Source organism: Methanobrevibacter sp. AbM4, assembly GCF_000404165.1.
GTDB lineage: Archaea > Methanobacteriota > Methanobacteria > Methanobacteriales > Methanobacteriaceae > Methanarmilla > Methanarmilla boviskoreani.
Genome location: NC_021355.1, coordinates 1,800,156 through 1,813,078, shown reverse-complemented (window position 1 = coordinate 1,813,078; position 12,923 = coordinate 1,800,156). Strand labels below are relative to the sequence as shown.

10 protein-coding genes are annotated in these 12,923 nt (G+C 29.6%); 6 read left to right on the top strand and 4 right to left on the bottom strand.

Annotated elements, in window-relative coordinates:
- Positions 1 to 15 precede the first annotated feature (15 nt).
- Entirely contained in the window at positions 16 to 1,233 is a 1,218-nt protein-coding gene (locus tag ABM4_RS07760) for an NOP5/NOP56 family protein (protein WP_016359126.1), read from the bottom strand.
- A gap of 575 nt (positions 1,234 to 1,808) precedes the next feature.
- Between ABM4_RS07760 and ABM4_RS07755 the strand changes: the two genes are divergently transcribed.
- From ABM4_RS07755 to ABM4_RS07740, 4 genes are all read left to right on the top strand, one after another.
- Positions 1,809 to 2,720: a dihydroorotate dehydrogenase gene (locus ABM4_RS07755; protein ID WP_016359125.1), complete on the top strand. Its 912-nt coding sequence runs from the start codon at positions 1,809 to 1,811 to the stop codon at positions 2,718 to 2,720.
- Positions 2,721 to 2,731: 11 nt separating this feature from the next.
- Positions 2,732 to 3,529: a dihydroorotate dehydrogenase electron transfer subunit gene (locus ABM4_RS07750; RefSeq protein WP_016359124.1), complete on the top strand. Its 798-nt coding sequence runs from the start codon at positions 2,732 to 2,734 to the stop codon at positions 3,527 to 3,529.
- 156 nt (positions 3,530 to 3,685) lie between these two features.
- Positions 3,686 to 4,759, top strand: coding sequence for an AI-2E family transporter (locus tag ABM4_RS07745; RefSeq protein WP_016359123.1), 1,074 nt, complete (start codon positions 3,686 to 3,688; stop codon positions 4,757 to 4,759).
- A gap of 59 nt (positions 4,760 to 4,818) precedes the next feature.
- Positions 4,819 to 6,666 (top strand): DNA-directed DNA polymerase, encoded by a 1,848-nt coding sequence (locus ABM4_RS07740; RefSeq protein ID WP_016359122.1) that lies wholly within the window; start codon positions 4,819 to 4,821, stop codon positions 6,664 to 6,666.
- Between the two features lie 71 nt (positions 6,667 to 6,737).
- On the opposite strand, the gene ABM4_RS07735 is transcribed toward ABM4_RS07740, so the two are convergent.
- On the bottom strand, positions 6,738 to 7,574 hold the full coding sequence (locus ABM4_RS07735) for a TrmB family transcriptional regulator (protein WP_016359121.1): 837 nt from the start codon (positions 7,572 to 7,574) through the stop codon (positions 6,738 to 6,740).
- A 289-nt stretch (positions 7,575 to 7,863) separates the two neighbouring features.
- On the opposite strand from ABM4_RS07735, the gene hcp reads away from it, so the two are divergent.
- Entirely contained in the window at positions 7,864 to 9,183 is a 1,320-nt protein-coding gene (hcp, locus tag ABM4_RS07730; protein ID WP_016359120.1) for a hydroxylamine reductase, read from the top strand.
- 49 nt (positions 9,184 to 9,232) lie between these two features.
- Positions 9,233 to 9,562, top strand: coding sequence for a cupin domain-containing protein (locus ABM4_RS07725; RefSeq protein WP_016359119.1), 330 nt, complete (start codon positions 9,233 to 9,235; stop codon positions 9,560 to 9,562).
- 954 nt (positions 9,563 to 10,516) lie between these two features.
- Here ABM4_RS07725 and comC read toward each other — a convergent pair.
- Complete coding sequence (comC, locus tag ABM4_RS07720; protein WP_016359118.1) at positions 10,517 to 11,545, bottom strand: L-sulfolactate dehydrogenase; 1,029 nt, start codon at positions 11,543 to 11,545, stop codon at positions 10,517 to 10,519.
- Positions 11,546 to 11,631: 86 nt separating this feature from the next.
- On the bottom strand, positions 11,632 to 12,654 hold the full coding sequence (gene purM / locus ABM4_RS07715) for a phosphoribosylformylglycinamidine cyclo-ligase (RefSeq protein ID WP_016359117.1): 1,023 nt from the start codon (positions 12,652 to 12,654) through the stop codon (positions 11,632 to 11,634).
- Positions 12,655 to 12,923: the final 269 nt, after the last annotated feature.

The window sequence follows — 12,923 nt, the reverse complement described above, 5'->3', positions numbered from 1 at the left end:
ACTTATTTATTGAGTTTAATGCCTTCTTCTTTTTGAACGCCTTCGTTTTTTAGTTTTCTTATGATGCTTTGATTTTTTAGAACTCTTTCTTCTATTGGTATTTTTATTAGTAGATTTTGGTTTTGGGAAAGGATTTTCCTTTTCAATTTTTTCAACTTCCTCCTCAAATTCTACTTTAAGATTTCTGTTAATGTCATCTGTAAAAACATCTTTTCTAACTGCAAAGGTTATTTTGGAAGCAAGTCTTCTTGCAATCTTTCCCCTATTCCAATAGTTACTAGTTCTAACAAAGGGGTTTTGATAGATTAAACCATGTTTAGGAGGATTCTCACCAGTTTTAAGATGTCTAAATAACGCCTTCTCAGCACCCATAATCTGAATGGTGCTTGCGGAATATGTTGCAAGTCGCTTTATACTTCCAGCATGGGCTATTAATTTAGCTCCTAATGTTGCTCCCAGTAAATCTTTAAGGTTTGGTGCAATCTTTTCCATCTTGTCTTCAATATATTTCTCCATCGAGGATCTTGTATTCTGAAGGGACATTATGGATCTTGCATAACCATTAATTATTTCGATGTCCTCGTCTTTTAAATCGGCACCATTACTTATTTGGATATTATTTAAGAGTTCCGGATTATTTTCAATGATCTTCTCTCTATTATTGTCATAGTCAACAATTAATTTAACATATGATTCATTGTTGTGTAAAGTTTCAATCTCCGGAAAATAGATTGTCTCCCACTCTCTTAATCTTTCAATCAATTTGGATATCTCTTCATCAACCTCATCAATTGCATTTACGGCTTGAATTAAAACCTTGTCCTCTTCCTGTGAGGATTCTTTCATCTTCAATATTGCAATCTGATTGGAGATATCTGTTAGTTTTTCGTTGTATTCCTCTGGTGAGGAAATGAAGTTTATGTCTTGAAGAATTCTTAATAAATTGGCTCTTAAATACTCTCCGCCTTTATTAGGACGTTTTATTCTGATCTTTTCATAATTTTTTAATTCACTATAATCAGAATGTCTATTGCTGGTTTCAACAATTATCTCATCATATTCGTCTGATGTTTTTTCAATTAATGAGATTTCTTCACTTGTAAGAATGTTCTGATTTATATCATGAAGTTTTGATCCTGCCTCATCATCCTTAAAAAGAGTATAGTCAATTAATTTTAGATTGGAATCAAAACTTAAAAATCCAGCAATACAATTTGTTATATATATTTCCATATTTCATATTATGTTTTTATATAATATTAAAGTTTTCTTTTGAATTATTTAAAAGTTTATTTTCTATTTTATATTTATTTATTTTATATTTTTAAATAATATTAATTATCTGTTCATATATAATCCATTGTCTAATTATATTTTATAAATTTTATAATTTTTTTAAATAATTAGTATTTAATAGTCTTAATCTTATTTTTAAAGTCATTTGGTTTTGAATTATTTTTTAATGGATTTTAATTTGTTAATTTTAAGATATTGGATTTTGATTATGATTTGTCTTTTTTTATTTCTGATTTCTTTTATCCGTATTTTTAATTGAATTTCTTCAATGATTATAAATTCTATAATGGATTTTTTTAAATTTATATTTTCCTTTATCTATTTTTTTTACCCGGATTTCTATTACATAATTATAAATCTTAGATAAATCATAAATCATTAATAATTAGATTATTATATTTTATATTCTAATTTAAATTTAATTGAATTATTTTTACATGTTCGGATATAAAATTTCAGTAATTTCAATAATTTGGAAGTATTGTTATTTAATAATTAAATGGAGTATTTTTATGTTAGAAACTGAGATATGTGGTATTAAACTTAAAAATCCTTTAATGTTGGCTGCAGGTATTATGGGTAGCAATGGAAGTAGTTTAAACAGGATTTTAGATTCAGGGGCTGCTGCGGTAGTAAGCAAATCCTTCTCAAAAGATCCAAATCCAGGTTATCATAATCCAACAACAGTGGAAGTCACCGGAGGTATTATAAATGCAATAGGCTTATCCTCTCCTGGTGTTGGTGCTTTTTCTAAAGAGTTAAATGCTGTAAAAACAGGTGAAGGCCAGGCTCTAATAGCATCAATTTACGGTGCAAATCCTGAGGAGTTTACATATGTGGCACAGGAAATCGAGGATTTGGTTGATATGATTGAATTGAATATTTCCTGTCCCCATGCAATGGAAGGTTATGGTGCATCAATTGGTCAGGATCCTATTTTAACTGAAAAGATTGTTGGTGCTGTTAAGGATGCAGTGGATTTGCCTATTATTGCAAAATTGACTCCAAATGTAACTAGTATTACAGAGATTGCACAGGCTGCCGTAGACGGTGGAGTGGATTGTTTAAGTTTAATTAATTCATTGGGTCCTGGAATGAAAATCGATTTGAAAACAGGATATCCTATTTTGGCAAATAAGTTTGGTGGAATGAGTGGACCTGCAATTAAACCGATAGGTATTCGCTGTGTTTATGATGTTTTTGAAGCGGTGGATGTTCCTATTATTGGTGTTGGAGGAATATCCAACTATGAGGATGTGGTTGAATATTTATATGCAGGTGCAAGTGCTGTGCAGATAGGTACCTCCATAATGGATGAGGGTATTGGAGTATTTGATGATATTTCACAGGGATTAAATGGTTTTATGATTGAAAATGATTTTAAATCCATTGATGAAATGGTGGGATTTGCTCATAAAGATTAAGGGGTGTAAAGATGAATGTTCCAAAAGTTTTAAAAATAAAATCTGTTGTTGAAGAGACACCGACTATCAAAACATTTATTTTCGATTGGGATATGGATGAAGATACAACTCCTTATCCAGGTCAATTTATCATGGTGTGGAATTTCAAGGATGAAAAGCCAATGTCTATATCCTATATAAATCGTGAAGAGGAGGAAATTGGAATTTCAGTTAAAAATATCGGTCCTTTTACAGGCGATATTCATAAATTAGATGCCGGTGATCTATTAGGTCTTAGAGGTCCTTATGGTCATGGATTTGACATACCTTCCGGTAAGAAGATATTGGCTATTGGTGGTGGAGTTGGAATGGCTCCCATTGCTGCTTTTACAGATGAAGCTATAAAAAATAATGATGTGGATGTGGTATGTGCAGCCGTAAATAAAGATGAGTTATTGTTTGAGGACAGACTTAAAAATTCAGGTGCAGATGTATATAACGTTACAGATGACGGATCCTCAGGATTTAAAGGATTTGCAACCGATAGAACCATAGATTTACTTAAAAGTAATACCTATGATTCCGCTGTAGTATGTGGACCTGAGGTCATGATGAAACCTATCTATGATATCTTGGAGGAAAACAATATAGATGCAGAATATTCCCTTGAAAGATATATGAAATGTGCTATAGGTATATGTGGTCAATGTTGTGTTGATTCAACTGGTTGGAGAGTATGTAAGGAAGGTCCTGTATTTGATAACGATAGTTTAAAGCTTATTACCGAGTTTGGAAAGTATAGAAGAACTCCATCCGGTGAAAGAATTTAGTTTAATTCGGGATTTATCTTTGTTAATTTGGTTTCAGTTAATAAAAATTAATTTAATTTAATTATACTGAATTAAAAAACTATAGATTGTCTGGTTTAATATTATTCCTCAAAGCTAAAGAAAATTTTACAATTCATTTAATTATAAAAAGATATTATGTCAATTAATATTTCAGATAAACTTACAACTCCCTTAATCATTATAATCGTTTTCGCAATACTTTCTATAATGGTTTTAACACCTGTGTTGAATATGGTGATTCTTGGAATTATATTGTCTCTAGGTGTAAGACCAGTTGCAAGAAGATTAAATAATAAAATACCCTCCGCCTCATTATCAAACATTTTAGGAATGCTTTTGATAATCATCCCCATAATATTGTTATTGGTTTATATTGTAACAATGTCAATAAGCCTCATATCATCACTTTTAGGTAGTACTGGAAATCTGTCTACTTTGGATATGAATCAGCTTAACACCTGGATAGCTTCAATATTGCCTTATCAATATAAGGGTATGAGTCATTCTATTGCAAATGGTATTTATAATGGTTTTAACAGTATTTTTAAGTGGTTGTCTAGTTATCTTATAAGCCTTATTCGTGATATACCTAATATCTCCGTTCAAATATTGGTTTTAATCTTTACAACCTTTTACTTTGCACGTGATGGTGATAAATGTTGGGATTATATATTTTCATTTATTCCCGATAGAAAAACATCGTTCTTTGATAGGATGTTTAACCAGATAAAGGATGTTTTGAAAAGTATCTTTTATGGACATGTGCTTACAAGTATAATCATTGGTATCATCGCATTTGTAGGTTACAGCTTACTTGGGTATTCATACAGCGGATTTTTGGGAGTTATAACCGGTATCTGTCAATTGATTCCAGTCATTGGGCCATGGCCAGTATATTGTATATTGGCTGTTAAGGATTTCTTTGCCGGAAACTATATAAGATTAATATTGGTTGTAATCTTTGGTTGCGGATTATCCTTAAGTGATATGTATATAAGACCTGCCATTGCAGGAAAATATGCAGATATACATCCGTTAATCCTACTTTTAGGTTTTATTGCAGGACCTTTAGTAATGGGTATTGTAGGTTTTATCTTAGGACCATTAATATTAGGTGTTGCATCTGCTGTAATCAAGGCATATAAGGAAGAGAAAGAATTTGAAAATCAAAATGAGAATAATGACAATGTTTTAGAAATTGAGCAATAATTATATGTATTTTAAACATTAAATTAAGTTTTAGAGATATTAAAAATCTGGGTGTTAATATGGTTAAAAGAAACATGGTGCTTTTGGATATTGATTATATTACAGAGGATGAAAAGCCTGTTATACGTTTACTTGGAAGGGAAGTTGAAGGTGAAAATCCTAAGAGAATTATTGCATTAGACTATATTTTCCAACCATATTTCTATATAGAACCTAAAGATATAGACCAATGCTTGAAAGATCTTGAAGTATATGAAACTGAGGATATTGAGATTGTAGATAAGAAAGACTTCCAGATTCCTAAAAAATTCATAAAAATCACGTTTTCACATCCTCAGGAGGTACCCAAATACAGGGATGAGATTAAAGGATTAGATTCTGTAGTTGATATTCGTGAACATGATATTCCATTTTACAGACGTTACTTAATGGATAATGATGTTATACCTATGAGTGTTATTGAAATTGAAGGTGACATATTAGATTCCCATAAAAGCGTCACAAGCAGTTATGAGAATCTTGAGATTGTAAAATTAAATCATCCTCCAAAAAACCTTGACCAGTCATTTACTGACTTCAATATACTTAGTTTTGATTTAGAGGTTTACAATCCTAGGGGCCTTCCGAATTCCGATATAGATGAGATAATCATGATTGGTGTTACAAGTAATTTTGGAATTAGAAAGGTTTTATCCACTAAAGATAAGGTAGAAGATACTGATGAATCCTTTGTCATGAGATTAGATTCGGAAAAACAAATGATCGAGGAATTTGTAAGAATTGTTAAGGAAAACCAGGTAGATATTATAGTAGGTTATAACTCCGACAACTTTGATTTTCCATATCTTAAGGATAGGGCAGGAATGTATGGAATTGAACTAGATTTAGGTATGGACGGCTCATCTTTAAAATTTATAAAAAGAGGATTTACAGATGCCGCTTCATTTAAGGGTCTTGTTCATGTTGATTTATATCTGGTTATGAGAAGATACATGAGTCTTGACAGATACACCTTAGAGCGTGTATATCTGGAGCTATTTGGTGAAGAGAAGAAGGATGTTCCAGGTGAGATTATCTGGAAATACTGGGATAGTGACAATAGGTATTTGGATGAGCTATTCGACTATTCCTTAGATGATGTTGTATCAACCTTAATGATTGCAGAGCAGACTTTACCATTAAACCTAGAGCTTACACGTATTGTCGGTCAACCGTTTTTTGATATAACCCGTATGACCACTGGTCAACAAGCAGAATGGTATCTTGTTAAAGAGGCTTATAAAATCAATGAGATTATACCAAACAAACCTTCTGCAGGAGATGCCTCAAGGATTCATGATCAAAATGAGGGGGGATTTGTAAAGGAACCTGTACCTGGTCTACATGAAAACCTTGTACAGTTCGATTTTAGAAGCCTATATCCTAGTATTATCATATCAAAGAATATTTGTCCCGATGTCTTAGTTAAAGGTTCTAATCCTTTGGATAATACTGATTCCTCTTTAAGTGATGAGGAAAGATATTATGTCTGTCCAGAACATAATCATAAATTCCTAAAAGAACCTAAAGGATTCATACCATCGGTAATTGGAAACATTCTAAGTGAAAGACTTAGAATTAAAAAGATCATGAAAGAATCTAATGATCCGACCGAGAAGAAAATGTTAAATATTCAGCAATTGGCTATTAAAAGATTGATTAATACAATGTATGGTGTTTATGGATATTCCAAATTTAGATGGTATTCCTTTGAATGTGCCCAAGCCATTACTGCTTGGGGTAGGGAATATATTCTATACACTATTGAAAATGCTAAAAAATATGGTTTCTATGCAATATATGCGGATACTGATGGATTTTACGCTGAATATAGGGGGGACTCCTCAGATGATGGTGATTCATTATAATGGACTTTATATTTTTAGCAGACTTTCTAAATCTTATTTATTTTTTCCTTAAGTTTTTGACTTATTTGAGATTAATTTAGATTATTTAACTTCTTACTATTTTTATTATTTTTCATTTTTGATTTCCTATTTTTAGATTTTTCCATGGATTTGTAGAATCGCTTATCATAGTTTTCACAAATATCCTCATACTGGTTCCACATGCCAATTGACGTGTTTTTCACTGGAATGTATTTTTCTTTGAATTTACTGTAAATATGTAACATTTCCTTCCCATCACGTATCATCATCTTTACACTAGGAATATCTGCCTTATAAATGCGTATCTTTTCATTATTGAATATCTTTTCGATATCTAATTTCTTATTGTTTTCATAAAGATCATTTGAAACTAGGATATTTACTTCTATATTGTTTCTTACCTCGTTATTTAAAGCATTTTTTAATGGTTCTAGTTCATTTTTATATAGAAAACCTATTCTCATGTTGATTGTTTTTTGAGCCTTTTTAATTATCTCAATCTCTTTATTAATGATTTTTTCCTCTCCCCTAATTAGCCACATTGGTGCCTGTGTTTTAGCTATTTGGTTCTCATGATTATAGGTCAATTCCATCTCTGCAGCATTTAACTGGTTAATTAACTTGTTTTTCTCTTCTTTAAATATTAAAGAAGGTGATATGGGCCTATAAATATGGGGATGTCCTTTCTCGGTTTCAATGAATCCCTTCTCATCTAATCTTCTCAATACACTATAAATTTTAGTTCTAGGAATCTCTGATTTTTCACTTATCTCAATGGCTTTTGCTTCAACCATGGAGTTTAGATTATAATATGCCAATGCCTCATATCGTGTTAATCCAAATAATCTTAAAGATTCTATAATCTTTTCATCTGTAATATTTGCCATTATGTCACCTTTAGTTTTTAGCTATTTAAGATTCAAATTTAAAGTATTCTTAATATTATTGTTATTCTATGGAAATAATGTTTAAAATTAAATAGGATATAAATATTATTTTTATTGTAAATGAAATGAATGCTCTAAAATTTAATTTTACTTAAATCATTATCAAAAATCTTATTTTATCAATTTATTTTTCATAATATTTAATTTAATACTTTCAACCCTTGTTAAGTTACATAATCTTTATAAATATATAAACTCAATTTATAATTAACTATAGGAGGTTATTTATATGATGAAAGATTTACCAAAAGAAAGATTGGATATGTTCTGTTACCAATGTTCTCAGACTGTAGCTGGAAATGGATGTTTTATGAAGGGTATCTGTGGAAAAGAACCTACAGTTGCAAGATTACAAGATAATTTGTTATTTACAATGAAAGGTATTAGTGCATATAATTATCAAGCAAATCATTTAGGGGCTAAAGATCCAGAAGTAGATGAATTTTTAACCAAAGGGTTATACACAACCTTGACTAATGTTAATTTCGATACTGAGGATTTAATTCAATTAGGACTTGATGCAGGTGAAGCTAGTGTAAAAGTAATGAGATTACTTAAAAATGCACATATTGAAGCTTATGGTGAACCTACACCTGTAGAAGTTAAAGTAGGGGCTCAAGAAGGACCAGCTATTATTGTAACTGGACACGATTTAAAAGCTTTAGAAGAATTATTAAAACAATGTGAAGGAACTGATGTAAATGTTTACACCCACTCTGAAATGTTACCTGCACATGGTTATCCTGAACTTAGAAAATACTCCTCATTAAAAGGTCAAATTGGAGGACCTTGGTTTGATCAAAAAGAGGTATTCTCTAAATATAATGCAGTTATCTTAGCTACTTCAAACTGTGTTTTATTACCAAAAGACGATTACAAAGACAGAATATACACCAGTGGTGTTGCAAAATTACCTGGTGTACCTCAAATTCTTGATTACAACTTTGAACCATTAATTAAACAAGCACAAGAATTAGGTGGTCTTGAAGCAGAGGAACTTACTACAGTTACCACTGGTTTCGGTGTAAGCACTATCTTAAGTTTAGCTCCAAAAATTAAGGAGTTAGTCGAATCTGGAAAAATTAGAAGATTCTTCTTAGTAGGTGGTTGTGACTCTCCAAATCCTAAAAACAGTTACTACAGAGAATTTGTAAAGAACTTACCTGATGATACTATTGTATTGACATTAGCTTGTGGTAAATATAAATTCAATGATTTAGATTTAGGGGATATTGAAGGTATTCCAAGATTATTAGATATGGGTCAATGTAATGATGCAGTTGCAGCAGTTGATGTTGCATTAGCATTATGTGATTTATTCGAATGTGAATTAAATGATTTACCATTAACTATTGTATTAAGTTGGATGGAACAAAAAGCTGCAGCAGTATTATGGGCTTTATTCTACTTAGGTAAAAAAGATATGTTAATCGGACCTATTTTACCTGCTTGGGCAAATGAGGATATTGTTAAGGTATTAGTAGATAACTTCAACTTAACTCCTATAGGTGATCCTAAAGAAGATATAAAAAGAATATTAGGAGAATAAATCCTAATATTTTTAAATTTTTTAATTAATCATTTTTGAAGGTGAGAATATGGCTGATGATATAAAGGGAAAAGTAATTGATACAGAATCCTTGGCAGAATATCAGGAAGGTTCTGTTGTAAGTAGGGAAATTATTAAAAAAGATATTGGTACCGTAACTATCTTTGCCTTTGATAAAGGGCAAGGATTGTCTGAACATAGTGCTCCTTTTGATGCATTTGTTCAAGTTATTGATGGGGAAGCAGAAATTACCTTGGCGGGACAAGCTCATACGGTTTCTAAGGGCCAAATGATTATAATGCCTGGAAATGTTCCTCATGCTTTACAAGCAGTTAATTCTCCATTTAAAATGATTCTCACTATGATTAAATCAGAATAACTTCATTTTTCACCTCTTTAATTTTTATTTTTGATTTAATATAGTTTTTTTAATTTTACTAATTTTGATATTTTTTTCTTAAATTTTATTTAATATTAAATATTTAAATAAAAATCTTTTTTTTAATTTTAAACCTTAATTAATCTTATTATATTGAAGTTCATTTTTTATCATTGGATTTGATTTTGTATTCTATTTTTATCTAACTGATTTTTTTAATTTTCCAGGATCAGTTTTAAATTTTTGAATTATATTCTTTATTATGGGATTTGATTTTGTATTCTATTTTTATCTAACTGATTTTTTTAATTTTTCAGAATCAGTTTTAAATTTTTGAATTATATTCTTTATTATGGGATTTGATTTTGTATTCTATTTTTATCTAACTGATTTTTTTAATTTTCCAGGATCAGTTTTAAATTTTTGAATTATGTTTCTAATCAAAATCTGGAATTGTATTATTTTTTTATTTCTTTATTTTTAGTTTAAATAGAATAATTCAATCTATTTTTAAATTTTATTTAAAATTTTAAATCATGTCTTTAATAATCTGTTATATCCAAATATTTTATATGTTTATTCTATCTTTGATATACATTTTATTATTAAAAACTAAGAGTCTTTAATATTTAAAATTTTGTAAAAATCTAGTTTTTAGATTTTAAGATATTTAAAATATAAAACAAATATCATATTGCCTTTATTTAACAAAAATTTTATGGTTTATCCAGATATCTGTAAAATAAATTAATATATTTTAAAAACGAGTATTTTACTATCTAATTAAACCGTAAATTATTTTGTTTTAAAATGAGTATTTTATTTATTTAATTAAAAGGTAATTTAATATATTCTAAAAACAGTATTTATTTGGATATTAAAAGTATATAAAAATAGTTAAAATTAAAATAATAATTATTTTAATTTAAGTTTAAAAATTAGGAAATTAAAATTCTATTCTGTAATGTATTTACTTATATCAATATCTAATCCATCACAGATATCTTTTAATTGTTGGTATAATGCATCGTCAATAGGCATTCCATTTTCTTTATGGTCTTCTACTCTTTTACTTTCGATATCTCCAGGAACAAATCCATTATCTGCGTCTCTAACTTCTTTAATAAATTTGTTAGTTCCCTGTTCAAATACATCGTAACCAACGAATTTTTCAGGATCTATTGCAACGAATAAATCTCCTTTGGTACAATCTTTTCTCCAATCAGCTGTACCGGTAACACCAGTTCCAACTTCAGCACCTACTAATGGTCCACATAATATCTCAAGCATAAATGCAAGTGCGTAACCTTTGTGGGTACCAAATGCCAAAATAGAACCTTCTAATGCTTCCTCAGGGTCAGTGGTTGGATTACCATCTTTATCCAATGCTACGCCTTCAGGTAATTTTAAACCTTTTCTCTTGGATTCTAGAATTTTACCTCTTGCTGTAGCGGATGTTGCCATATCAGTTGCAATATATGTTTCTTGGTTTGGAATACTAATTGCAATAGGGTTGGTTCCAATTAATGGTTTTTTACCATTTAACGGTGCAATTGCAGGTTCAGTGTTTGCAAAGGTTAATCCAATACAATTTCTTTTTCTAGCTAAATCGGAGTAGAAACCTGTTACACCGAAGTGGTTTGAATTGTGTGTACCTACTATTCCAATACCTGTATTTTTAGCTTTATCGATTGCAAGTTCCATAGATTTGTATGCTACAACTTGCCCAAATAAACTGTGTCCATTTACAATTGCCATGGATTCAGTTTCTCTTTCAATTTCAATATCTCCAGTAAGTTTTATATTATTAGCATCAATTGTTTTAATATATTGAGGGAATCTTCCAATTCCGTGTGATGTGAATCCTTTTAAATCTGCATCAAGTACTACTTCAGTAACTAAATTAGCATCAGCATCATTAACTCCTAACTTTAATAAAATCTCTTTTACAAGAGCTTTCTCATTTTCTTCTGTAATTTGCATTAAAACACCTTCATAATTAAAAATTTGTATATTGGTTTTAAATTTTAAATTAAATTTTATTTAAAAATTGTAAAATTAAGAAAATATTAATATTCAATTTCAGTATCTTCAAAGGTTTTTATGATAATTTTCTCTTCAGAAATAACATTACCTATTTTATAGGCTTCAACCCTTTCGTTTAACCTTTCTAAGATAGCATCTGCATCATCAGCAGAAGCGATTACAACAAAACCTATTCCCATATTAAATACTCTATACATCTCTTCAATAGGAACGTCTTGTTGGTATATCAATTTAAATATGTCCTGTGGTTCTGGTAAATTATCAATATTATATCCAACACCATCTTTAAGTCTATTTAAATTAGTAAATCCTCCTCCTGTAATGTGTGCTAATCCTTTAATATTGAAATCGGATTTTAATAAGTCAACAATTGGTTTAACATATAATTTAGTTGGTTTTAATAATTCTTCTCCAACGGTTGTATTGGAATCATAAGGTAGAGGATCATCAATTTTCAAGCCTGCATTTTCAAAAAGAGCTTTTCTAGCTAAACTGTAACCATTACTATGTATACCGGTACTTCGAAGACCTATTAATATGTCTCCTTCTTCAATCTCACTACCGGTAATTATTCTATCTTTATCTACATATCCAATACCAGTTCCTGCTAAATCAAAGTCTTTTATAATTCCAGGTAAGGATGCGGTTTCACCACCGATAATTGCAATGTTGGATTCATTTGCACCTTTAACTAAACCTTCAGCAATTTCTTCTGCCCTTTCAGGATCAGGTTCTTCAACTGCAAGATAATCAACTAAAGCTATTGGTTCTGCACCTACGCAGAGTATATCATTAACAACCATTGCAATGCAGTCTATTCCTACAGTATCAAATTTATTCATCATTTTTGCAATTAAAATTTTACTACCTACTCCATCAGTACTCATTGCTATAGCTTTATCTTCAAGAGGAATTAAAGCAGCAAAATGACCACTTTCAGTTAAAACTTCTCTATTTTCTAATGTATCCTTTAATTTTGAAGCTAATTTAGAAACAGTAACTGCTTCAAGATCTATATCTACACCAGATTCTGAATATGTAACCATATATTCACCTATTATTTTAAAAAATTTTTATAATCTTATATAATATTATATGTAATTCTTAATATTAAAATTTATTACTTTTATTCTTCTTTTGAAAATATAAAATAATAGAATAGGTTGAATCTTTTATAGTGATTTTATTTTTTTCAAGGTTTTTGGATACCTTAATTATCTTTAAACTATAAAATATATAGATTATAAAATTTTTTTTAAATAATTTCTACAACTACATATTTAATTTTTATTATATTTTAAGTTTTATATTTTAT

What these genes read in the sequence shown, in the direction of transcription:
- ABM4_RS07760 (WP_016359126.1), bottom strand. Translation starts at nt 1,233, where the DNA reads ATGGAAATATATATAACAAATTGTATTGCTGGATTTTTAAGTTTTGAT.
- ABM4_RS07755 (WP_016359125.1), top strand. Translation starts at nt 1,809, where the DNA reads ATGTTAGAAACTGAGATATGTGGTATTAAACTTAAAAATCCTTTAATG.
- ABM4_RS07750 (WP_016359124.1), top strand. Translation starts at nt 2,732, where the DNA reads ATGAATGTTCCAAAAGTTTTAAAAATAAAATCTGTTGTTGAAGAGACA.
- ABM4_RS07745 (WP_016359123.1), top strand. Translation starts at nt 3,686, where the DNA reads ATGTCAATTAATATTTCAGATAAACTTACAACTCCCTTAATCATTATA.
- ABM4_RS07740 (WP_016359122.1), top strand. Translation starts at nt 4,819, where the DNA reads ATGGTTAAAAGAAACATGGTGCTTTTGGATATTGATTATATTACAGAG.
- ABM4_RS07735 (WP_016359121.1), bottom strand. Translation starts at nt 7,574, where the DNA reads ATGGCAAATATTACAGATGAAAAGATTATAGAATCTTTAAGATTATTT.
- hcp (WP_016359120.1), top strand. Translation starts at nt 7,864, where the DNA reads ATGATGAAAGATTTACCAAAAGAAAGATTGGATATGTTCTGTTACCAA.
- ABM4_RS07725 (WP_016359119.1), top strand. Translation starts at nt 9,233, where the DNA reads ATGGCTGATGATATAAAGGGAAAAGTAATTGATACAGAATCCTTGGCA.
- comC (WP_016359118.1), bottom strand. Translation starts at nt 11,545, where the DNA reads ATGCAAATTACAGAAGAAAATGAGAAAGCTCTTGTAAAAGAGATTTTA.
- purM (WP_016359117.1), bottom strand. Translation starts at nt 12,654, where the DNA reads ATGGTTACATATTCAGAATCTGGTGTAGATATAGATCTTGAAGCAGTT.